Origin of the sequence: Bacillus sp. 2CMS4F (assembly GCF_023161785.1) — a bacterium.
GTDB lineage: Bacteria > Bacillota > Bacilli > Bacillales > Bacillaceae > Bacillus > Bacillus halotolerans.
On record NZ_JALNTO010000016.1, the window covers coordinates 48,229 to 70,903 of the forward strand.

Annotated in this window: 24 protein-coding genes and 1 pseudogene; 13 read left to right on the top strand and 12 right to left on the bottom strand. The window is 41.6% G+C overall.

The features are described from left to right. Nucleotides 1-56: 56 nt before the first annotated feature. Nucleotides 57-1,769: an acetolactate synthase AlsS gene (gene alsS / locus MTN95_RS18460; RefSeq protein ID WP_059292400.1), complete on the bottom strand. Its 1,713-nt coding sequence runs from the start codon at nucleotides 1,767-1,769 to the stop codon at nucleotides 57-59. A gap of 158 nt (nucleotides 1,770-1,927) precedes the next feature. Between alsS and alsR the strand changes: the two genes are divergently transcribed. After that, nucleotides 1,928-2,836 carry an acetoin biosynthesis transcriptional regulator AlsR gene (alsR, locus tag MTN95_RS18465; protein WP_024123080.1) on the top strand — a complete coding sequence of 303 codons (909 nt, stop codon included), beginning with the start codon at nucleotides 1,928-1,930 and terminating at the stop codon, nucleotides 2,834-2,836. Nucleotides 2,837-3,046: 210 nt separating this feature from the next. After that, a complete protein-coding gene (locus MTN95_RS18470; RefSeq protein WP_105954055.1) occupies nucleotides 3,047-4,375 on the top strand; it encodes an arsenic transporter in 1,329 nt (442 codons plus the stop codon). 65 nt (nucleotides 4,376-4,440) lie between these two features. Here MTN95_RS18470 and MTN95_RS18475 read toward each other — a convergent pair whose 3' ends face one another. From MTN95_RS18475 to cotH, 3 genes are all read right to left on the bottom strand, one after another. After that, nucleotides 4,441-5,118, bottom strand: coding sequence for a DUF2642 domain-containing protein (locus MTN95_RS18475; RefSeq protein ID WP_227598643.1), 678 nt, complete (start codon nucleotides 5,116-5,118; stop codon nucleotides 4,441-4,443). 60 nt (nucleotides 5,119-5,178) lie between these two features. Continuing rightward, nucleotides 5,179-6,432 (bottom strand): spore coat protein CotH, encoded by a 1,254-nt coding sequence (locus MTN95_RS18480; RefSeq protein ID WP_248339643.1) that lies wholly within the window; start codon nucleotides 6,430-6,432, stop codon nucleotides 5,179-5,181. A gap of 127 nt (nucleotides 6,433-6,559) precedes the next feature. Continuing rightward, on the bottom strand, nucleotides 6,560-7,648 hold the full coding sequence (gene cotH, locus MTN95_RS18485) for a spore coat protein CotH (protein ID WP_248339644.1): 1,089 nt from the start codon (nucleotides 7,646-7,648) through the stop codon (nucleotides 6,560-6,562). A 139-nt stretch (nucleotides 7,649-7,787) separates the two neighbouring features. Between cotH and MTN95_RS18490 the strand changes: the two genes are divergently transcribed. The 7 genes from MTN95_RS18490 (at nucleotide 7,788) to MTN95_RS18520 (ending at nucleotide 14,169) form a co-directional block, all read left to right on the top strand. Then, entirely contained in the window at nucleotides 7,788-8,375 is a 588-nt protein-coding gene (locus tag MTN95_RS18490; RefSeq protein ID WP_248339646.1) for a CotG/ExsB N-terminal domain-containing protein, read from the top strand. 163 nt (nucleotides 8,376-8,538) lie between these two features. After that, the gene (locus MTN95_RS18495) at nucleotides 8,539-9,159 is read left to right on the top strand and encodes a flavin reductase family protein (RefSeq protein ID WP_248339647.1); all 621 of its coding nucleotides are present in this window, start codon (nucleotides 8,539-8,541) and stop codon (nucleotides 9,157-9,159) included. 223 nt (nucleotides 9,160-9,382) lie between these two features. Then, on the top strand, nucleotides 9,383-11,467 hold the full coding sequence (locus tag MTN95_RS18500; RefSeq protein ID WP_248339648.1) for a BglG family transcription antiterminator: 2,085 nt from the start codon (nucleotides 9,383-9,385) through the stop codon (nucleotides 11,465-11,467). An 11-nt stretch (nucleotides 11,468-11,478) separates the two neighbouring features. Further along, entirely contained in the window at nucleotides 11,479-11,745 is a 267-nt protein-coding gene (locus tag MTN95_RS18505; RefSeq protein WP_024123087.1) for a PTS sugar transporter subunit IIB, read from the top strand. A 33-nt stretch (nucleotides 11,746-11,778) separates the two neighbouring features. Further along, on the top strand, nucleotides 11,779-13,041 hold the full coding sequence (locus MTN95_RS18510) for a PTS ascorbate transporter subunit IIC (RefSeq protein WP_202853820.1): 1,263 nt from the start codon (nucleotides 11,779-11,781) through the stop codon (nucleotides 13,039-13,041). Nucleotides 13,042-13,056: 15 nt separating this feature from the next. Further along, nucleotides 13,057-13,755: a D-allulose 6-phosphate 3-epimerase gene (alsE, locus tag MTN95_RS18515; protein ID WP_248339652.1), complete on the top strand. Its 699-nt coding sequence runs from the start codon at nucleotides 13,057-13,059 to the stop codon at nucleotides 13,753-13,755. Nucleotides 13,756-13,827: 72 nt separating this feature from the next. Beyond that, nucleotides 13,828-14,169 carry a DUF4181 domain-containing protein gene (locus tag MTN95_RS18520; RefSeq protein WP_248339654.1) on the top strand — a complete coding sequence of 114 codons (342 nt, stop codon included), beginning with the start codon at nucleotides 13,828-13,830 and terminating at the stop codon, nucleotides 14,167-14,169. Between the two features lie 4 nt (nucleotides 14,170-14,173). Here MTN95_RS18520 and ggt read toward each other — a convergent pair whose 3' ends face one another. Then, nucleotides 14,174-15,751, bottom strand: a complete 1,578-nt coding sequence (ggt, locus tag MTN95_RS18525) for a gamma-glutamyltransferase (RefSeq protein ID WP_248339655.1) — start codon at nucleotides 15,749-15,751, stop codon at nucleotides 14,174-14,176. 213 nt (nucleotides 15,752-15,964) lie between these two features. Here ggt and chrS point away from each other — a divergent pair, with 213 nt between their 5' ends. Genes chrS through chrA form a run of 3 tightly spaced genes read left to right on the top strand, consistent with a single transcriptional unit; the run spans nucleotide 15,965 to nucleotide 17,581 of the window. Further along, nucleotides 15,965-16,441: a chromate efflux transcriptional regulator ChrS gene (chrS, locus tag MTN95_RS18530; RefSeq protein WP_024123092.1), complete on the top strand. Its 477-nt coding sequence runs from the start codon at nucleotides 15,965-15,967 to the stop codon at nucleotides 16,439-16,441. A 13-nt stretch (nucleotides 16,442-16,454) separates the two neighbouring features. Next, complete coding sequence (chrB, locus tag MTN95_RS18535; RefSeq protein ID WP_024123093.1) at nucleotides 16,455-17,048, top strand: chromate efflux transporter subunit ChrB; 594 nt, start codon at nucleotides 16,455-16,457, stop codon at nucleotides 17,046-17,048. Further along, entirely contained in the window at nucleotides 17,045-17,581 is a 537-nt protein-coding gene (gene chrA, locus MTN95_RS18540; RefSeq protein ID WP_202853823.1) for a chromate efflux transporter ChrA, read from the top strand. Before chrB ends, chrA begins: the two co-directional genes overlap by 4 nt. Before the next feature lie 26 nt (nucleotides 17,582-17,607). Here chrA and MTN95_RS18545 read toward each other — a convergent pair whose 3' ends face one another. Beyond that, complete coding sequence (locus MTN95_RS18545; protein ID WP_105990843.1) at nucleotides 17,608-17,832, bottom strand: hypothetical protein; 225 nt, start codon at nucleotides 17,830-17,832, stop codon at nucleotides 17,608-17,610. Continuing rightward, complete coding sequence (locus MTN95_RS18550; protein ID WP_248339657.1) at nucleotides 17,829-18,374, bottom strand: flavodoxin family protein; 546 nt, start codon at nucleotides 18,372-18,374, stop codon at nucleotides 17,829-17,831. The genes MTN95_RS18545 and MTN95_RS18550 overlap by 4 nt, the downstream gene beginning before the upstream one ends. Before the next feature lie 122 nt (nucleotides 18,375-18,496). On the opposite strand from MTN95_RS18550, the gene MTN95_RS18555 reads away from it, so the two are divergent. After that, nucleotides 18,497-19,378 carry a LysR family transcriptional regulator gene (locus MTN95_RS18555; RefSeq protein WP_248339659.1) on the top strand — a complete coding sequence of 294 codons (882 nt, stop codon included), beginning with the start codon at nucleotides 18,497-18,499 and terminating at the stop codon, nucleotides 19,376-19,378. A gap of 89 nt (nucleotides 19,379-19,467) precedes the next feature. Here MTN95_RS18555 and MTN95_RS18560 read toward each other — a convergent pair whose 3' ends face one another. The 5 genes and pseudogenes from MTN95_RS18560 to MTN95_RS18580 all read right to left on the bottom strand — a co-directional run bounded on the left by MTN95_RS18560 (nucleotide 19,468) and on the right by MTN95_RS18580 (nucleotide 22,556). Beyond that, nucleotides 19,468-20,184 (bottom strand): endonuclease V, encoded by a 717-nt coding sequence (locus MTN95_RS18560; RefSeq protein WP_106021932.1) that lies wholly within the window; start codon nucleotides 20,182-20,184, stop codon nucleotides 19,468-19,470. Nucleotides 20,185-20,262: 78 nt separating this feature from the next. Next, nucleotides 20,263-20,756: pseudogene (locus tag MTN95_RS18565) on the bottom strand (hypothetical protein). 104 nt (nucleotides 20,757-20,860) lie between these two features. Next, the gene (locus MTN95_RS18570) at nucleotides 20,861-21,514 is read right to left on the bottom strand and encodes a hypothetical protein (protein ID WP_059335106.1); all 654 of its coding nucleotides are present in this window, start codon (nucleotides 21,512-21,514) and stop codon (nucleotides 20,861-20,863) included. An 89-nt stretch (nucleotides 21,515-21,603) separates the two neighbouring features. Then, nucleotides 21,604-22,155, bottom strand: coding sequence for a hypothetical protein (locus MTN95_RS18575; RefSeq protein ID WP_059335368.1), 552 nt, complete (start codon nucleotides 22,153-22,155; stop codon nucleotides 21,604-21,606). A 38-nt stretch (nucleotides 22,156-22,193) separates the two neighbouring features. Continuing rightward, complete coding sequence (locus MTN95_RS18580) at nucleotides 22,194-22,556, bottom strand: hypothetical protein (protein WP_059335107.1); 363 nt, start codon at nucleotides 22,554-22,556, stop codon at nucleotides 22,194-22,196. Nucleotides 22,557-22,675 lie beyond the last annotated feature (119 nt).

The following is a 22,675-nucleotide window of genomic DNA, read 5'->3' on the forward strand; positions in this document are numbered from 1 at the left end:
TTCACTCCTTTAGTAATGTGCTGTTCTTCGAAAACAGTGTCTTGGTGCGCAGAGTGCTAGAGAGCTTTTGTTTTCATCAGTTCTCCAAATTCTTTTGGGAGCTTGTCACTCGCTAAATTAACGTTATCACTGTAGTCAACTGGGACATCAATGATAACAGGGCCTTCAGCATTCATGGCTTGACGCAGAACATCTTCCAGCTGGTCTGGTGATTCGACACGCAAACCGGTTGCCCCGAAGCTTTCCGCATATTTCACGATATCGATGTTTCCGAACTCGACTGCAGATGTACGATTGTATTTTTTCAATTGCTGGAATGCAACCATGTCATATGTGCTGTCGTTCCATACAAGGTGTACAATTGGAGCTTTTAAGCGCACCGCTGTCTCTAACTCCATTGCCGAGAATAAGAAACCGCCGTCACCAGAGACAGAAACGACTTTTTCTCCCGGTTTCACCAATGAAGCACCGATTGCCCACGGAAGCGCAACACCAAGTGTTTGCATACCGTTACTGATCATTAATGTTAACGGCTCATAGCTGCGGAAATAACGGGACATCCAAATCGCGTGTGAACCGATATCGCATGTCACTGTGACGTTATCATCGACTGCATTTCGTAATGCTTTAACGATTTCAAGAGGATGCAGTCTGTCTGATTTCCAATCTGCAGGCACCTGCTCTCCCTCATGCATATATTCTTTTAGATCAGAAAGGATTTTTTGCTCACGTTCCGCAAAATCCACTTTTACAGCATCATGTTCGATATGATCCAAAGTAGATGGGATATCCCCGATCAATTCAAGCTCAGGCTGGTAAGCATGATCAATGTCAGCCAGAATCTCATCCAGATGGATAATCGTCCGGTCTCCATTGACATTCCAGAATTTCGGGTCGTATTCAATTGGGTCATAGCCGATTGTCAGAACAACATCAGCCTGCTCAAGCAGCAGATCGCCTGGCTGGTTGCGGAATAAACCGATACGGCCGAAATATTGATCCTCTAACTCTCTTGTAAGAGTCCCGGCAGCCTGATATGTTTCTACGAATGGAAGCTGAACCTTTTTCAAAAGCTTGCGAACCGCTTTAATCGCTTCAGGTCTTCCGCCTTTCATTCCGACTAAAACAACAGGAAGTTTTGCTGTTTGGATTTTTGCGATAGCCGCACTGATTGCATCATCTGGTGCAGGGCCAAGTTTTGGCGATGCCACTGCACGCACGTTTTTGGTGTTTGTGACTTCATTCACAACATCTTGCGGAAAGCTCACAAAAGCGGCCCCAGCCTGACCTGCTGACGCTGCTCTAAATGCATTTGTAACAGCTTCCGGTATGTTTTTTACGTCTTGAACCTCTACACTGTATTTTGTAATCGACTGAAATAACGCCGCATTATCCAATGATTGATGAGTCCGTTTTAAACGATCGGCACGGATAACGTTTCCAGCAAGCGCAACGACAGGGTCACCTTCAGTGTTTGCAGTCAGCAGTCCCGTTGCCAGGTTAGAAGCACCCGGTCCTGATGTGACTAAAACGACTCCCGGTTTTCCAGTTAAACGGCCTACAGCCTGCGCCATAAATGCCGCATTTTGTTCATGCCGTGCAACAATGATCTCAGGCCCTTTATCTTGTAAAGCGTCAAATACCGCATCAATTTTTGCACCTGGAATGCCAAATACATGTGTGACACCTTGCTCCACTAAGCAATCAACAACAAGCTCCGCCCCTCTGTTTTTCACAAGGGATTTTTGTTCTTTTGTTGCTTTTGTCAACACCCTCACTCCTTATTATGCATTTTAAACATAAAAATTTAAATAAATCTTGTGATACGTTTCACTATACACTCTTTGGAAATTGACCTCCAATATCAATTCGACTTATGATTAATATGTATTACGAATTATTAACCTAAGAAAGGAATGCATGATTGATGGAGCTTCGCCACCTTCAATACTTTATCGCAGTTGCCGAAGAGCTTCATTTCGGGAAAGCTGCGCTTCGGCTGAACATGACACAGCCTCCTCTCAGCCAGCAGATCAAACAGCTGGAAAAAGAAGTCGGGGTGACGCTTCTGAAGAGGACAAAACGATTTGTGGAACTAACCGCAGCCGGAGAAATATTTTTAAATCACTGCCGCACGGCTTTGATGCAAATTGATCAAGCGATTGAATTGGCACAGCGGACGGCTCGCGGCGAGCACGGCCATCTCGTTATCGGTTTTGTCGGATCAGCTACATATGAATTTCTGCCGCCGATTGTCCGGGAATATCGTAAAAAATTCCCATCAGTAAAAATAGAATTACGTGAAATATCCTCGTTTAGGCAGCAAGAGGAGCTGCTAAAGGGCAACATTGATATTGGTATACTTCATCCTCCTTTACAGCACACAGCATTGCATACTGAAATCGCCCAAAGCAGCCCTTGTGTTTTAGCTTTGCCTAAACAACACCCGTTAACATCTAAGGAAGCCATTACAATTGAAGATTTGAGAGATGAACCGATTATTACTGTAGCCAAGGAAGCATGGCCTACTTTATACATTGATTTCATCCAATTTTGTGAGCAGGCTGGCTTTAAGCCAAACATTGTACAAGAAGCGACTGAATATCAAATGGTCATTGGATTGGTCAGCGCCGGCATCGGGATTACATTTGTACCCTCCTCAGCTAAAAAATTATTTAACTTGGATGTGACTTATCGAACAATAGATAAAATACAGCTGAATGCCGAATGGGTTATCGCCTATCGCAAAGACAATCAAAATCCGCTTTTGAAGCAATTTATTAATATTTCAAATTGTCAGCAGTTAAGAACTAAAGAGAGTGATGCAAGTACCTGAAATGATACTTGCAAACTCTTTTTTCTTTTGGGATTCTCATGGAATTTTAATTAATATAATATAATCGCTTAGTACAACTTCATATCAGTATACGTATACATACAGTACAAATAGTTGGCAAGGATACTAGTAAGCGTATGACAATCGTTTGATTTTAGAATGATAGATAGAGAGGTGAAATATATTACACAGTTCACGAGTATATTAACATTGCTCGCTTTTTTCATAACAATGATTTTTATTTTCTGGAGACCGAAAGGATTAAATGAAGCTATCCCCGCGACAATAGGCGCTTTAATGGTGTTATTATGCGGAAGTGTGTCATTGACCGACTTAGGAGAAATAGGATCAAAAGTCACGGGTGCATCGGTCACAATTCTTGCCACTATGATCATGGCCATTGCATTAGAAAGTTTTGGGTTCTTTTATTGGGTGGCTGCAAAGCTGCTCCAACAATCCAGGGGATCAGGCATCAAGCTTTTTTGGTTAACCAATTCACTTTGCTTTTTAATGACCATTTTCCTAAATAATGATGGGAGCGTTTTGATCACAACCCCCATCCTTTTGCTGGTTTTAAAATATTTAGGTTTGAAAAAACATCAAAAAACCCCTTATCTCATAAGCGGCGTTTTAATAGCTACAGCCTCCAGCGCACCGATCGGCGTAAGTAATATTGTAAATTTAATTTCTCTCAAAATGATTGGAATGGATTTATATTTGCACACTGCCATGATGTTTGTCCCTAGTATGATGGGACTCATTTTTATGGCTTGCCTACTGTTTATTTTCTTTTATAAACGTCTTCCAAAAAGCCTGCCAGATATACCGAACCATTTTCAGTCTCTGCGACACAGAAGGTACCATCCCCTTCTTTCGCCATCAGCTCCGATACCGGAACGAAATCAAACAAAGATAATGTTATTTGTACTCGCATTTGTTTTTCTCGTCAGAATCAGCTTATTTGCCGCGTCATATACCGGTATCTCCGTTCCTCTTGTCGCTGTCATCGGATCAATTATCCTTTTGGCCTGGAGATGGGTTTATTTCAAAACCTCTCCCAGAGACTTGTTCTTCAAGGCACCTTGGCACATTTTTATTTTTGCTTTTACTATGTATGTCCTCATTTATGGGCTGCACAATATAGGATTCACTGAATTAATTGTAAATCATTTCAAACCAATGGTTTCTGGAAGCCTCTCCTATGCTACTTTTGTATCGGGTATCTCTACCTCTGTTTTTTCGAATCTATTCAACAATCATCCGGCTTTAATGATCAGTACTTTTACTTTAACAGAAATGAGCCTGAATCCTTCTACAGCAAAAATCATCTACTTGGCAAATATTATTGGCAGTGATATTGGTTCCTTATTATTACCTATAGGAACATTAGCAACACTTATTTGGATGCATATATTAAAACAGCATGATGAAAGTATTTCTTGGGGTGAATATTTAAAAACAACCATTTTAATCATTCCGCTGACTGTTCTTTTTACATTAACATGTTTATATTTTTGGATCAGTTGGTTATTTCTTTAGCAGTGTATGAAATAAAAAACTGCCTTCTGCTATTCGAGGGCAGTTTATTTTCAGTAGAGGCTACGCTAGGGGAGATGCATTGTCTTTAGATGATTTAACTTCCAAATGATTGACTTTCCACTTGCGTTAATAAGCTCAATGATATTATTAGATACATCTTTTAATAGACCGACTTTTTCTGGCACTTCCCCCATATCAAATATAACCAATTGGCCAACATATTTTTTGATCTGCTCCTCAAAATTACGTACAAGTGAAACACTGGAAGGTACGACAGGCAATTGAGAGTTGTCAAGAGTGTACGGCGTTTGCTCTGTTGAATAAGGGGTAAACCATTTTAAGTGATGCATAGATATGAAAAGTGTTTTAAATACAGGTGAAAAAAATACAATATAATCATTTAAAACACTGGTAACATATCCATGTATCGACCGATCCCCAGTTACATAAACTTCAATAAATTTGCCTTTCACATTGTTTAATGTGTTTCTGTAAGAAAAACTATTATGTTCCGTCTGCATTATTGTATCTTCCGGATCTCTTAAAATTGGTTTCCCAGTATTCGTATTTATTATTGCTTTGTTCATTTGATGGAGATGCAGCAAGGGAATATAAAGATAATTGCAGCCATTAAATATAACAAAAATATCCTGTCCAATATCTATAAGTGTGCCAACAAATCTTGTATCTCCTGAAATGACAACATCAACATCTGTGTCAAGAAATTGATTCAAACCTTTCACCATTCTCCCCCTTTAATTGAGAAAAAGGGCATCACTTTATTGATGCACCTTCATTATCTATTAAAATTTGCGCTTCCAATGATAGTCTATCGTTTTGACAATCGTTTCATAGCTATAATCTTCCTTTTGGCTTCCGGTGCTATGATAATCTGAAGATCTTGGTGACCGATATGATTTGGACGAACTTTTGGTGTCTGATGAGTGATCATATTTTGATGATTGATAATCTGAAGATCTTGATGACCGATATGATTTGGACGAACTTTTGGTGTCTGATGAATGATCATATTTTGACGATTGATAATCTGAAGATCTTGGTGACCGATATGATTTGGACGAACTTTTGGTGTCTGATGAACGATCATATTTTGACGATTGATAATCTGAAGATCTTGGTGACCGATATGATTTGGACGAACTGCTGGTATCTGACGAACGATCATATTTTGACGATTGATAATCTGAAGATTTCGGTGACAGTTTATTTGATTTGGACGAACTTGATGAGCTATGTGATTTTGAAGATGTTAACGAATTACTGTCCCCCTCTTTTTCTTGTTTTTGTTTTTGGTCTATATCATTTTTGCTTTCTTCTTTATCATCATGTTCTTTCTTTTGATCACCTTTTTTGTAAGAGCCTTTTGGGCCTAAGCTGATGCTCTTGATATGAAAAGGATATATGCGAAGCACTTCTTGATTTTTCACTAAAGTATAATGACCATCCGCATTATCTACGAGGATACCTTCAATTGCTTCTGGTCCTCCTCGATTAATCGAAACCCATTTATGAGTTAAACTCTTAAAAACTTCGTTTAGGTTATCAGCTTCCAAGACACTTGGCGTATGTCCTTCTTTATTTAAAGCGGACTCATGTTTACTTATGCTTTTGATGTGATGAATATTAAAATAAACTACTCCATCCTCACTTGTGTTTAACGCAGCGTAATCGTCTCCTAGCCACACCAAACTTCCTTTTTTAGATTCGGGACCGCCTTGATTTAATTGAACGGATTGGTTCATTAATTGTCCGATTAAGCTGTGAAAATCATCAGCATCAGCCATTTCTGCCGTCTCAATTGTTGTTGTGCTATTATTGGTATCCTCTGTAATACTTTTTACATGATCCAATTGATAATAAATGGTTTTTTTTTCAGTTTGTAAAGCGATATAATCTGATTTTACAGCTACCAATTTTCCTTTTTTAGATTCGGGACCTCCTCGATATACAGTGACAATTTTATCTTGCATTGAATGCAAAAAATGATAGTAAGATATATCATGATTTGAATAATTTTTTGTTCTCCTCTTGCTCATTCATTACCCTCCTAGTCATTTATACATAGATGATAAATATATTGCATTTATACGTGTCACAGTTATTTCTTGAACTAATTCAATAGCCTAATTGTCTGATTTTCAGCGAATACCTATAATCATGGATTCACAAAATACTTAAATTGCTTTTGATGTATTGTGAACGATTTTTAATATACTCAAAAATCACTTCCGGCTCACGGTCAAAACGTTCAATATCACTCTTTTTATATGGGTCCATCAGGACAAACGGCCTGATTTGATCATAAAGCGCCAATATTTTTGGTTTCATATATTCAATTGTAAAGAGAGATTGGAGCGTTTTTTCTAGGAGATGCTTATAGGATTTGCGAAATTCGGGTTCATCCAAAATGCGGGCGGTCAATGTATTAAATCCTTGAATTCTTACGTAATCTGCAGCCATCCGCCCCCCATGGATATCCCTGCCCCAGGTGGCATCATAGTCCCAAGGAATCACTTCAAATAATCCGGTTTCCCCGCTTCTGTACAAAGCGTAATTATGGACAAACCCGTCATAGTTTGAGGTGAACACAATGCCGGCCAGCCAGCGCAAATACTTATCGATATTCACGTGCTTTGTCACTTCTGTTTTAAATTGGGCTTTAGGGACAGTATTAATTTTAAAGATCATATCCTGTAAATAAAAATCATCTTCCTCAGTCCCTGTCTTCTTTTCATACCCATGCTCAAGCGACTTCTTCGTTTCCCTCTCCAAATCACTCACGAGAGAAAAATTAGCATCATCATCAACCGCGTAAAAAATCGCTCCGTCCGCCAGCTTCCTTTTCCTTAAATAATATTCATCCACGGATTCAAGCTCAAGATACACTCCTTCATTCTTTCCATTTACCTTTAAAAACACAAATTCTGCCCTTGGAGACAGCGTCCCCAGCTCTGAGAAAAAATCGAGAGACAATTTGTTTCTTATCATGGAAGGATCTTTATATTCCGCATTCAAGTGAACCTCGCGGGCGCCGCGAAATGTTTTCGGCTGATAGTAGGAAATATGGTACGACTTCTTTTTGAAATCCCTAATATGAGATCCGCGATAAGCAATGTCGATATCAAATCTTTTCTGATTCACTTTCAACACAGCCGGAACCGGTTCATCGTCCCATATATCCTTTTTTAATTCCCGTAAGTCTTTTGGATGAATAAACAGCTGATAAAGAGGCAAATTTGATTGATTCTTCATCCGTAGTCCCCCTTCAAAATTAGGCTTTTATTTTTGTGAGATCTCAGCGGAACACTTATACACTTTTTACAATCGTGCGTACTATGTGTGTAGTAAGGATCTTCATCCTTAAAAACAATTAAAAAAAGGAGGATTTCAATTGGGCCACTATTCCCATTCTGATATCAAAGAAGCGGTGAAATCCGCAAAAAAAGAAGGTTTAAAAACTTATTTATACCAAGAGCCTCGTGGAAAAAAACGCAGTCATAAAAAGTCGCACCGCTCACACAAGAAATCTCGCAGCCATAAAAAATCTTACTGCTCACACAAAAAATCTCGCAGCCATAAAAAATCTTACTGTTCACACAATAAATCTCGCAGCCATAAAAAATCTTACTGCTCACACAAGAAATCTCGCAGCCATAAAAAATCTTACTGCTCACACAAGAAATCTCGCAGCTACAAAAAATCCTACTGCTCACACAAGAAATCTCGCAGCTACAAAAAATCTTACTGCTCACACAAGAAATCTCGCAGCTACAAAAAATCATTCTGTTCGCACAGAAAATCTCGCAGCTACAAAAAATCATTCTGTTCACACAGAAAATCTCGCAGCTACAAAAAGTCGTACCGCTCTCACAAAAAACGCTGGAAAAATGATCATCATCGCAAAAAAGATGATTACGACAGCAAAAAAGAGTTCTGGAAAGACGGCAATTGCTGGGTAGTCAAAAAGAAATATAAATAATGAAACTGTCATCATAGGCTCCGGCATACGTACGGAAGCCTATTTTCTAATTCCCCTATATCAGTTATATGTCATGACATAGCATATGCAACCCGCATCATTTGGTTTCCTTGAATGGATTTCGTTATAATCATGGTACTCTTACAATAAAGGCGGTGTTGTTGTGTATATATTTCAAGCAGAAGAGCTTAGTGCCAAAGAGACGTATAAGCTGCTGTCAGGAGCCGTCATTCCGCGACCGATCGCATTCGTTACAACACTTTCTTCAGGCGGGGCAATTAATGCGGCACCTTTCAGTTTCTATAACGTGGTCAGCTCAGATCCTCCGCTACTCAGTATTTCTGTTAACCGATCAGAAGGCCGGCAAAAAGACACAGCCAGAAACGCGATAAAAAACGGTGAATTTGTCGTCCATGTCAGTGATGAAGCCATCATTGAAGACATCAATGAAACGGCGGCAAGTTTAGGGCCGGACGAAAGTGAAATGACACGCACCTCTCTCCATTCTGTAGAGAGCACGGCTGTTTCAGTGCCCGGCATCCAAGAAGCCCGCATTCGTTTTGAATGCAAGCTCGAACGGCAGATCACCTTCGACAATGATCATGGTGTGACCACGGCTGATCTGCTTATTGGCAGAGTTGTCTGTTTTCACCTCGATGAGAAGGTGTATGACGCAGAAAAAGGGTATATTTTGACGGACGAATTAAAGCCGGCTTCCAGATTAGCCGGAAACCATTATGCAAAGCTCGGTGAAGAATTTACATTGATTCGTCCGAGTTCATAAAAGGACTATTTATATAGAAGAAACTAGTCAAAAAGACACTGTTTTTTTAAAAGCCGGCGCAGCATGTGCCTGGCTTTTTTTGTTTGCAGGAATCATATTTGCACAAATCGTTTGCACTGATTTGGTCTTATAAATTCAGATGCCCCCCATTACAATTGAAATAAGCCCGCACGAAGAGAAGGACGGCAGACTGATATCACCTGCACATAAGGAGCTGATGGGCATGCCTTTAGACCAAAGAAGATCAGCCATTCTTCATCAGGTTCTCAACACAACCAGCTATGTTACTTGCGGCGAATTAACGGAGCAATTAAAAATTTCAAGGAGAACACTGTATTATGACATTGAAAAAATTAACGGCTGGCTGAAAGAGACCGGACTGACACCGATCAAAAGAAGGCGTTCAGCAGGATTTTATTTAGAAGACCAAACGAAAAAAATGCTGACATCAGAAATGAAAACGCTGACAAATTCAAGCTATGAATATTCTCCCTCAGAAAGGCAGGCAAGAGTGATCCTTCGCATTTTAACGAGAAACAGACGGTTACTTTTGCAGAACTTCATTGACGAAAATCATGTCAGCCGCAACACCGCCATTCAGGATATGAAGCATATTCGCGAAAAGCTGAAGACATTCGGCATCGTTCTTTCCTTTACCAAAGAAAAGGGGTATTTCTTCTCAGGATTAGAGCTGCAAAAGCGAAAACTGCTGGCAGAATACGCAAATCAGCTCATGCAAAAAAGCAGCAGCACTGCGGCCGTTACCGATCTTTGTCCCGATCCGGCTGCTTGTGAACAGCAGATCCAAACCATGCGGTCTATGCTGCTGACTTTCGAAAAGCTTCTTCACATGAAATTTGCTGATCATGTTCTCGCGGGCTTAAGTGTGCACTTTACGTTATTTCTGATCAGATTAAAGGCGGGAAAAGAAATCACTCTAGAACAAGAAGAGCAATACGCCATCAGGCAAACGAAGGAATATGAAGCGGCCGTTCGGGCGGCGGCGGAACTGCCGGAAAAAGCCTTTATTTCTGATCAAGAGATGTGCTACTTCACGATCCATCTGTTAGGGGCTAAAATCAGTCAGTTCCCCGCTTCAAGTCTCATTGCAGGTGAGCTGGATGCGATACATGATATCGCGGACAAAATGATTGTCGATTTCCAGCGTTACGCCTGCGTGCTTTTTCAGGACCCGGATAATCTAAAAAAACATCTGGTGCTTCATTTGAAATCAGCTTATTACAGGATTAAATATGATATCACTCCTCATGAGAGTGATGTAGCTGCCTCCATCAAAACGAAATACAGTGATATTTTCTGCTTAACGAAAAAAGTCGTTCATCACCTTCAAAAAGAATTAAGAAAACCTGTCAGCAGTGAAGAAACAGCTTTTATCGCCATGCATTTCGGAGGCTGGATGAAACGTGAAGGGGTCGCGCCCTCACTTAGAAAAACAGCGGTTATTGTCTGTCCGGGCGGCATCGGCACTTCGAAAATTTTACAGAGCCAAATTGAAGATCTTCTGCCGAATGTCGATATTCTGAAAACCGTATCAAGCCGTGTCTATGAAACAATGACGCTTGAAACTGATGTCCTGATCTCAACTGTTCCGCTCCCAGACAGAGGGGTGCCTGTGCTCATCGTTAATCCCATACTGAACAGCAAGGAAAAGATCAGCCTGCTGAAAAAAGTAGATGCGCTCTCAAACAGCGCTGCCCATTTCCACCCAAGTGTTCATGACATCATGAGCATCATCGAAAAACATGCAGAAGGCATTCATAAAACAGAGCTGATGCAAGAACTGACCGAGTATTTAGGACAGCCGCACAAACATGAAAAGGAGGCGAACCGCAAACCAATGCTTGCTGAATTAATGACACCTAACCATATAACGATGGCCGACTCTGCCCCCTGTTGGGAGGATGCCGTCCGCATGGCGGCAAAGCCGCTTGTGGATGACAGGTCTGTTACCCCGCAATACGTCGATGCCATGATTGCCACGATTCAGACACTGGGCCCATATATCGTCATTACGCCGAATGTAGCCATCCCGCACGCGAGGCCTGAAGACGGTGTGAATCAAATCGGCATGAGCTTTCTGAGACTGAACCAAGCCGTTTCCTTTTCAGACCGGCCCGAGCATTCAGTCCAGCTGATTATCGTGCTCGCGGCAATCGACAATGACACCCATTTGAAAGCCCTCTCCCAGCTCACGAATATGCTGGGTGATCCGGAAAACATTCAATTGCTGATTAACGCTCAATCGGCAGAAGATGTGCTGCCAATGATTCAAAAATACTCAAACTAGGAGTGATTCAAATGAAAAAAATCTTAATTGTTTGCGGAAACGGACTTGGATCAAGCTTTATTGTTGAAATGAATGTGAAAAAAATCATTGATGAACTGAACATCAGCGCTGATGTTACACATACAGACCTCACTTCAAGCAAAACGGAGCAAGCGGATCTGTATCTAGGATCAGCCGATATTGTGTCAGGTCTTGACGATGGAACACGTAACGTTGTCGGACTCAAAAACCTGCTGGACCAGAAAGAAATCAAAGAAGCCATCCTTACCAACTTGTAACACACAAAAACATAGACGACGGGGGTGCATCTGATGCTTGATTTTTTGATTAACGATTTCCTGGGAACTCCTGCTATTTTAATTGGACTTTTTGCCTTAGCCGGTCTGCTTCTGCAAAAGAAAAACGCTGCGGATACCGTATCGGGCACACTGAAAACGGCAATGGGATTCGTCATTCTCAGCGCCGGGGCGGCGATTGTCTCAGATTCACTAGCCGTGTTCGGCAGCATGTTCGAAAAAGCATTCCACATTAAAGGCGTCGTACCAAATACAGATGCAATCTCAGCCATTGCTCAAAAAACGTTTGGTACGGAAACGGCACTCATTATGATTTTCGGAATGATTGTTAACATATTGCTGGCGCGTCTCACGCCATTTAAATATATTTTCTTAACCGGCCATCATATTCTCTACATGGCTTCATTGATCTCCGCCGTGCTGATTACCGGCGGCATCAGCGGTGTTCCTCTCATTGCTGCGGGCGCCATTATTCTTGGGGGGCTAATGGTGCTGTCACCCGCCATCCTTCAGCCGTATACAAAAAAAATTACAGGAAGCGATGATCTCGCACTCGGCCATTTCGGTTCTGCCGGCTATTTTATTGCTGGATTCATCGGCAAACATGCGGGCAATCCATCTCATTCGACTGAGGATATCAAAGTTCCGAAATCATTAGGATTTCTGCGGGATACGTCAGTCTCCATTTCTTTAACGATGGCACTCCTTTTCTTTATTGTCGCTCCTTTCGCCGGAAAGGATTATATTGAATCATCGTTGAGCGGCGGAAGCCATTTTCTCGTTTATTCCTTTATGCAGGCCATTACGTTCGCTGCTGGGGTATATGTCATCTTGGCGGGGGTTCGGATGGTAATCGCTGAAATTGTCCCTGCTTTTAAAGGCATCGCTGAGAAGCTAGTGAAAGGCGCTAAACCCGCTCTTGACTGTCCGACGGTTTTTCCTTTTGCGCCAAACGCGGTGATTATCGGATTTTTATCCAGCTTCCTGGCGGGTGTTGTGTCCATTTTTCTTCTTCCAGTCATCGGTCTCAGTGTTATTGTCCCGGGACTTGTACCGCATTTCTTTACAGGAGCGGCGGCGGGAGTTTACGGAAATGCAACCGGCGGAGTGCGGGGGGCTGTACTCGGTGCGTTTGCCAATGGCATTCTCATTTCTTTTCTGCCTGCGCTTCTTCTGCCGGTTCTTGGCTCGCTCGGATTTGAAGGCACGACTTACGGCGATTCAGACTTTGGCATTATCGGGATTCTTCTAGGCTGGATCATACAATTCTTCAATTAAAGTGAGGGATGCGTCATGAAACATTTATTTTCACCTTCTCTGATGTGTATGGATTTAACAAAATTCAACGAGCAGATCACCATTCTAAACAGCCGTGCCGATATGTATCATGTTGACATCATGGACGGCCATTTTGTCAAAAACATTACGCTGTCTCCATTTTTCATCAGCCAGCTCAGAACGATGACAGCTCTCCCGATTGATGCCCACCTGATGGTTGAAAGGCCGGAGGATTTTATCGATATGACAGCAGAGGCCGGCGCTGATTACATTAGCGTTCATGCCGAAACCATTAACCGTTCGGCGTTTCGGCTGATACACAACATCAAAGATCATGGCGCAAAGGTCGGGATTGTATTGAACCCGGCCACTCCGCTAGAGTGGATCAGCCCTTATGTGCATTTGATTGATAAACTGACGATTATGACCGTTGATCCGGGTTTTGCCGGGCAGCCGTTTATCGCAGAAATGACTGGAAAAATCCGTGCGGCTAAAGAGTGGAGAGAAACAAATCATTATACGTATGCCATTGAAGTTGACGGCTCCTGTAATGAAAAAACCTTCCGCATGCTCGCGGAAGCTGGGAATGACATTTTTATCATCGGCAATTCAGGCCTCTTTGATCTCGATGAAAACACAGAAATTGCATGGGATAAAATGAAAACCATTTTTCAGCAGCAGACACATCCTGTAAAAATGCAACACCCGGAGTAATCCCCGGGTGTTTTTCTATGAAACATTTTTCTCCCACGAACGTATAAAGAGATGAGTTTAGGAGGGATCGGTATGAGTAATCATTTTTGGCTGTTATTTCTGGTCATAGTATCGTTCAGCACAGCACTGCAATTTCTTATCAAGAAAAAGTTCGGTATCCATAAATCCGGCTGGCTGTACAAGCCAGTCAGCAGCACACAGAGATTAATAGAAATCTTTTTACTGATTTTGTTTGTTTTTTCTATGATCTTTTTCCCTGTGGGATATATGCTTCTTTTATTTTTTATTTCGATTGATTCTCTACGCTTTCTTATAGAATGGAGGTATAGACCTGAAGATAAACAGTATATGTACCACCTGATTGATGCCGGCCTGTTTCTTGCTCTCTTAATATACATATGTATATTTTTCTAGCTTGTCAAATCCCAACAGCCGCCCCATCCCCCCTTGGATCGGCTCCTCCCTGGAGAAAGCCCTCCTCATCCACTGCGATTGCTGCGGCGTGACCCATCAGCGGGTCATAATCACTGACTGTCTCCACGAGATGGCCGCTTTCTTTTAGCATGTCGACCGTCTCCTCTGCGATTCTGTTCTCAACTCTGAGACCTTCATAATCCTCGCCCCACGTTCTGCCCCATACCCAGCGCGGTTCGCTGATTGCCTGCTGAGGATGCATTCCATAGTCCAGCATTCTGGTGATAATCGCGGTCTGAGTCTGCGGCTGGCCTTCGCCCCCTTGCGTACCGTACAAAATCTTCGGTTTCCCGTTCTTACAGACCATAGCCGGCATCAGCGTATGGAAGCTGCGCTTTCTCGGCTCAAGTGTGTTGACATGATTTTCATCCAATGAGAAAAATGAGCCGCGATTTTGCATGAGAATGCCTGTATCTCCGGCAGTAACAGCCGAGCCAAATTCAAAGTAAAGGCTTTGAATGAACGACACCGCGTTACCATCCGAATCCATCACCGCCGCATAGGCGGTATCACTGCCTATTGGTCTGCTTTCCGCCGATTCAGCTATATAACCGATTTCTTCCGCCAGCTGCTTGGCGTAGCTTTTGTCCAAAAGCCTTTCCAGCGGAATATCAGCAAACGCCGGATCAGTCAGAACGGCATTCCGATCCAGAAAACTCTTTTTCAGTGCCTCCACGAGCACATGATAATAGGTAAATGAACCATGTTCAATTTGGCTGAAATCATAGTTTTCCAGAATATTCAGCGTCAGTAAACCCGTAAAACCTTGAGAATTTGGGGGCGCCTGATAGACGGTGCACCCCCGGTAATCACAGGATATAGGCTCCATCCACTCACCCCTGTGTGCTGTAAAGTCATCAAGCGTCATATAGCTGCCATTATGCTGTAAATACGAGACAATCCGCTGAGCGATATCCCCTTCATAAAATGCGCTTCTTCCTCTTTCAGCAATCATGTTCAGACTGTTCCCAAGCTCTTTTTGCACAAACCGTTCACCGGGGACCGGTGCTTTGCCGTTTTTCATGAAGATATCAGCAGTGTAAGGTGTTGACGCCAGCAGTTCAAGATTCGCCGCTGTATGCCGGCACTGATCTGCAGATACAGGAAAACCATTTTCAGCATAATTGAGCGCAGGCTCCAATACGTCAGAAAGCGACATCCGTCCGTATGTCTTCAGCACGGCATCCCAGCTATCGACCATTCCCGGCACGGTAATTGCGCTGTCGATCCCCCGCAGCGGGATCTCATTTTTCTCCTTATACACGTCTCTCGTCACATTTTTTCCTGAACGGCCGCTGCCATTGTACACTCTTACCGCCTTTGTTTTTTGATGAAAGGTCAGCCAAAAGGAATCTCCTCCAAGCCCCGTCATATGCGGATAGACAACCGCCAGACAAGCGCTCACGGCGACAGCGGCGTCAAATGCGTTTCCTCCCTTCTCCAGAATGCGGTTTCCCGCTTGTGATGCGAGGTAATGCGGACTGACGACCATTTGCTTAGTGCCGATAATAGATCTGTTCATCACAAGTCTCCTTTGCAAGAGATTTTCTTCAGTATAGAGAGCCTGAGTTTTCGCATCTACTGCCCCGGAAGAAAAGCTGACGAACTTTCTCCTTTTCGTAAACATAAAAATATTTTATTGTTCATTATGAAAATAAATTTAAATTATCTCTTACGAAACGAAACTTATATGATAAAATATTGACTAAAAGTCAAACGAAAGCAGGTGGAACAAATGGGCAATGAATATCAAATCCCCAACCTTGTTCTTGATGAGATAGACAAACAGATCCTTACCATTTTGCATGAGGAAGGAAGGATTTCTTATACGGATCTTGGCAAAAGAGTCGATTTATCACGTGTTGCAGTTCAATCACGTATTAATCAGCTGATTGAAGCAGGCGTTATTGAAAAATTCACAGCGGTGATCAATCCAGCTAAAATCGGCATTCATGTATCCGTGTTTTTTAATGTCGAGGTAGAGCCGCAATTCCTGGAAGAAGTCGCTCTAAAGCTTGAAGAAGAACCCGCGGTCACCAGCCTTTATCACATGACTGGCCCGAGCAAGCTGCACATGCACGGAATCTTCGCGAATGATCAGGAAATGGAAGAATTTTTAACGAAACGGCTGTATCCGCTTCAGGGTGTCGTCAGCGTTGATTGCCAAATGCTGATCAAACGGTACAAAAGCCGTATGGGAATGAAGCTGTAAAGGAGAGAAACTAATGAAAAACCACCCTTATCGGGATATGACGGCCGCAATGGTGCGCACCGGAATCTTAGGCTTCGGGGGCGGGCCATCGGTGATTCCGCTGATCCGCCATGAAGCGGTGAATAAATATAAATGGATAGATGATGATGAATTTGGAGAAATATTAGCCATCGCCAATGCACTCCCCGGACCGATCGCCACCAAGATGGCGGCATACCTGGGATTCAAACTAAAAGGCACGCTAGGCGCAATTGTCGCTACTCTTGCCCACATTTTGCCTACATGCCTTGCGATGGTTGCCTTATTTGCGGCTGTAAACGTCTTAAGCCACTCGGCGGTTGTCGCAGGCATGATTGGCGCCGTGACGCCGGTTATTGCCGTTATGCTCGGTATTATGGCATATGAGTTTGGACAAAAAGCGCTCAAAGGATTTGGCTGGGTCACCGGAATCCTATTTTTTATCATCGCTTTTATCGGACTGCAATTGTTACAGATCAACCCCGGCATTGTCATTATCATATTCTTAGCATACGGAGCATTTCATTTTAAACTGAAAGACAAAATCACAAATAAACATTCAAAAGATAAAGGAATGTCCGCCTCATGATCATTATGTTTTTATTTACAGCATTTTTTATCGCAAACGTTCTGGGATATGGCGGCGGCCCAGCCTCTATCCCGCTGATGTTTGAAGAAGTCGTAAACAGATACGGCTGGCTGTCAAACGACCAATTCTCTAACATGCTCGCACTTGCGAATGCATTGCCGGGCCCGATCGCAACCAAAATCGCCGCTTATGTCGGCTACAGCGCAGGCGGCTGGCCCGGCTTTCTGATTGCGCTGATCGCAACTGTTGTGCCGTCCGCGTTCGCGCTGATCGTCCTGCTGCGCATCATTCAGCGCTTTCGCCAATCACCTGTGATCAAAGGCATGACGCTGTCTGTTCAGCCTGTTATCGCTGTCATGATGCTTATTCTCACTTGGCAAATCGGCACAGACGGCATCAAAGCCATCGGCTGGATTCAATCCTTAGTGATTGCGGGCATTTCCCTCCTTTGCATGACAAAATTCAAACTGCATCCGGCTTTCCTGATTATCGCGGCATTTTTATATGGGGGGCTTGTAGTTCCTCATTTATAGAAAAAAGCACCCTCAAAGGGTGCTTTTTATTTTGGGCCAGAAATGCCATTTGTCATATAAATTGTTTCTTTGCCTGCATCATTTTTGATCACGTTTTTGATTTGCAGCGTGTTTCCTGACATTCTGGCAAATTGCTTATCTTGAGACGAGTTTGTTTTGACGTGTATCCATTCCTCAGATCGCGGCATTTTCCAAGATAAAAAGAATCCTAGAATAAGCATTCCAACAATGACGGACAACAGCAGCTTCACACGGCATCACTTCTTTTCAATAGCCTGCGCGCAGCTTCTATTGCCTGCTGATCAAATATAATATCGCCGGGACGATTGCCTTCTCCCAGCACATAGCCTTCAAATGACATTCCCATAAAATCAAAAATGTGACCAAACTGTTCTATCAGCGGCAGCCCCTTTATCTTAGGATTATCTCCTCCGGCTGCTATCACATATGCCTGTTTTGATGACATTTGTTCTTTAAAGTCAGGATATTTAGGATCTCTCATCGTCTGTGACCAGCGATCAATGAACAGCTTTAATGTTCCTGACATGCCGAACCAATAAATTGGGGTGGCGAATACAAGAATATCGCACAGCAATACCCGCTCAATGATAGAATCGTAGTCATCTTGAACAGGACGAAAGCCGCCTTGAGCGTGACGCATATCCTCAATCGGCTGGATCTGATATTTCCGCAAATGAATGTGCTCCGCACCGAATCCTTGAACAGCCTTCTCCGCAAGAATATCCGTATTTCCGCCAGGCCTCGTTCCGCCATTAATGACCGCAATTTTCATGATGCATCTGCTCCTTTGTTTACGAATGATTTTCTCCATCATATAATGGATTCATTAATCAATACAGATGATTATTTCGATTATTCCAATCGATAAAGCCGATTTAGAAAGGACGAGAACAAATGGAATTGAAGCAGCTGATCACCTTTATTACGGCAGCAGAACATGTAAACTTCACCCTTACCGCCAAGATGCTTAACTATGCACAATCAAGCGTTACCTCTCAGATCAAATCACTTGAAGAAGAAATCGGGACTCCTTTATTTGAACGGCTCGGCAAGCGGCTCATCCTGACAGAAGCCGGCAAAACATTCAAATCCTATGCGGAGAAGATTATTGCGTTAACAGAAGAAGCAAAAATGGCCGCAAATCAAGTAAGAGAAACAACCGGAACCTTGAAAATCGGGGCGACGGAAAGCCAGTGCACATATCGCCTTCCCCCTATCATAAAAGAATTTAAACTGACTTTTCCTCAAGTAAAGCTCATATTCAAACCGTATATTTCCAACGAACAAGCGAAAGAACAGCTCTTACAGGGCCAGCTTGATATTACCTTCATTTTGGATGTGAACCGGATGGAAGACGCACTGCACGTTGAATCTCTGATTCAGGATGAGATCAAAATGGTAGCCGCCAATGACCATAATTTTCCAGCAGACTCACCAGTAACATTGAAGAATCTTCAAAACGAAACCCTTCTCCTGACAGAGGACGGCTGCTCATACCGCACGCTCTTTGAGGACGCCTTACACGACGCCGGTGTCTACCCTAACAAATTAGAATTTGTCAGCATAGAAGCCATCAAACAATGCGTGATGGCCGGACTTGGAATTGGACTATTGCCTGAAATGACAGTAAAAGACGATATTGCCGAAGGTCGGATGAAAGAACTCCACTGGCAAAACGACTGTCCCGTTTTTACTCAACTAGCATGGCATAAGGACAAGTGGATGTCTGCACCATTAAAGGCTTTTATCGATTTGACGCGGAAAACATTCAAATAAAACCTCTCTGCAAGGACGACAAGGTTTTTGATAAAGCAGGAAAGCACACAGCATACAAAAAAACACTTGATGGCTTAGAGCCCCAAGTGTTACCCGTGATTTTTCTGATAAAACGTTCGTAAGACATGTGTTTCAAGGTCAGCCAGGCGGACAGGAATCGGCAGCCTGCTTTCTTTATTAAGCAGGCTCATCGTGATTTGATAGCTGCTTTCTAAATCAATATTATTTCCGCAAGACAAGAAAATAGGCTTCACGTCCCGCCGCGTCCGCAGCGCCCGGCCATATACCTCACCGTCAATGATAATATCTGTGTATGAACCGACTTCATTTTCAGGCATTACGAAATCACAGCTTCTGATTTTGAGATAGGTTTTCGCAATCCCAATTGTCGGCTTATTGAGAAAAAAAGCCGCATGGGTGGCAACGCCCATATGGTTGTAATGCAGATACCCGTTGCCATCAAACAAAAACACATCCGGTTCTGTCTCCAGCTTTTTGGCCGCCTCGATGATCAGCGGCAGCTCGCGAAACGCAAGGAAACCAGACACATACGGCACACTGATTTTCCCCATGCTGTGCACTTTTTCAATGACTTCTTTTGTATCAGCGTCAATGACGATGATACAGCACACTCCATACGGTTCTCCGTCCTGTTCCCAATAGGCAAGGTCGACGCCTGCGCAGGTTTTGATCGAGTCTGGGGTGATGGAGGGTGATAGGTTGATTTTATGTATAAGGGATTGTTGTGTTTGAACAAAATCCGATTCATCTTTTAAATGAAAATCGTGAATTTGATGTACTTTCATTTCACTTGTTTTCCTCTCTTAAAATAGTCTTTTCGCTCAATCGTCCTGCGTTTCGATACAACCATAGACTGACATTCTTTATTGCTTATAACCTTTTTTCAAGGCGATAAAATTCCCATTAGGATAATTTCTATCCCAACCACATGGAAAATAACCCGCTTTATAAATTTTAAAAAGCTTTTCAAAAAAATTGTCTATTTTCCCGTTTATTGCCCTATTTATAGCACAATTATTTAGGTCTGCTACGATCTCTTCAAAAAAAGTATTAAATTCAGTCGCAGCACTTCTGACATTTTCAGAAAAAATCTCTAGTAATATGTCTAAATTTTGTGGTTTTTGATCATGGCTAATTCATAATATTTGTCCCATACTTCACTCATTTCATTTTCTTTTAGATCATTCCACGTATATTCATCTTCATCAAATACATCTTCATAAGCATAGTATTTCGCTTTATCTTTATCATTAATAATTTTAGTAAAATAAGAAATATCATCTGATGTAACTACTTAAAAGGTTTTGGAAAAAACAATAACTTCTTTTACTTTATTATGATAACGCCCGTATTTCATTACTTATTATACCACCTTACCTAAAGAACAACTGTATCATTACCGCTTTTCCCCAGTATCTTTTTCCGTTCTTTCATTTACGGTTAAATTGAAAGCAGATAGTATTAATATTCATTTTTAATTTCTTTCATAAAAATATAATCTAATTGTTTACTTAATTCTTTAAGCTCAGTACACCTTACCTCTTCTAGTGAATTGTCCCAATCTTCGTTTTTTATAAGTTCAATGCCATAGCTTCCGGTTGGATCCCCTTCTGGGTACCACCCTACGTCAAGCAGCAATTTTTTTGTCTTATGAGAAATCTGTAGGAGGTCTTGATTAAAGTCAAATAACCAAGCATCATCATTTGCCTCTAGAGTCTCAGGATCAGTATCTTTTAATGTAATATAATCAACAGTCCAACCAGCCGGTATCTTTAGCCTTAAGAAATTGGGAACCTGTTTAGTTAGCGGCTTCAAATCCTCTAAACCCCCGCTTCCCACACTCCAGATTTGATATTCTAACTCTTCTAATAATTGTTCTATTTCATCAAAAGAGTCTTCTTCATAAATCTTATCCTTTTTTAAGCTAACAATTTTGATATGATATTGATCACTTTCATAAATTACCTTAATTAAGGCGTTACGTTTTTCATTTTGCAGTATTAGTAATTCACATTTTTCTTCCATTATTTTTTCTGAATTTAAATTGTTCAGTACTACAGACCAGCCATCACAGATTTTTAATGGCTGTAATTGAGAAATATGATCTCTGTCCATCCCGCTTCTCCTTGTACTTCGTTGGCCTATCTTTAAAAAGCTTCATTATTGTAAAAAAACTTGCCGATGACAACACGGCAAGTTTATGACTATAGCAATTCTAATACATCAGTAAACAAGGCATCTCCTAATGTTAATCTCCTGTTGAAAGGCTGTATATGTGGCAATTCACTCCACTCATACACAGTATCGTAGTAATCATACAAATAACTGAGTTCGATAAACCCTTTCTTTTGCATTATTTTATTGATATAGTTCGTTCCCTGAATGAATTCTAAAGATTCAGCGGTCCCTACAATATCATAAGCGCCATCAATTAAATCGTGTCTTAGGGAATAACTATAATCTAGTACATAAACAGGAACCAATTTAGATACTTTCATATTGATTTGCTGTTCTAGATGAAATCCATTTTCCCCAGAAAGGTCTTGCATATGGATATTGATTTCTCCAGAAGGATTGTATACATCTCTAACTTCAATTTTTTTCAAACCTTTTATTTGACTAAATTCATCAGGCGCTTTTATTTTCTCTGCACATTTGTTCTTATACCATTCGTCTAATTCCCTATTCATAAATAGACGTTGAAGCAACTCACCAATTTCAGGATATTCATTAATAAATCTGATTCCATGTTCCATTAGTAACCATTCCATCCATTAATCCATTTGTTATTTAACTACTTCCACCAAGTAGTTGTTACTTGTTTTAAATGATATTCAATATATAAAATCACTTTTTTATAGTCGTCTGATGAAAATTCTTTAATAGGCTCCTCCCAATCATTATTTTTGACTATTAAAACCAGATAGTTACCTTCAGGAGAAATGTCAGGAACCCAGCCTAAATCAAGCGTTATTGAGGATTGTTCATGATAAAGCTGCAACAAACTGTCTGTGAACAAAAACCAGGAATCATCATCCGGTTCTAAAGTTCTTGGATCTATTTCAACAAAATGATTATAATTCACTTTCCAACCTTGTGTTATTCTTAGGGGATGTATATTAGCTTTTGGAACATCTAATTTAATATGTTTTCTCATTAACAACTTTAGTTTTGTTTTCAGTCACTTGATATAAACTATTTTCATGGTTTACCTTAGTAAATTCTAGCCTATTTATTTTTTCTCCCTTTAAATTGGGTGTTTATTGTTGAACCTAT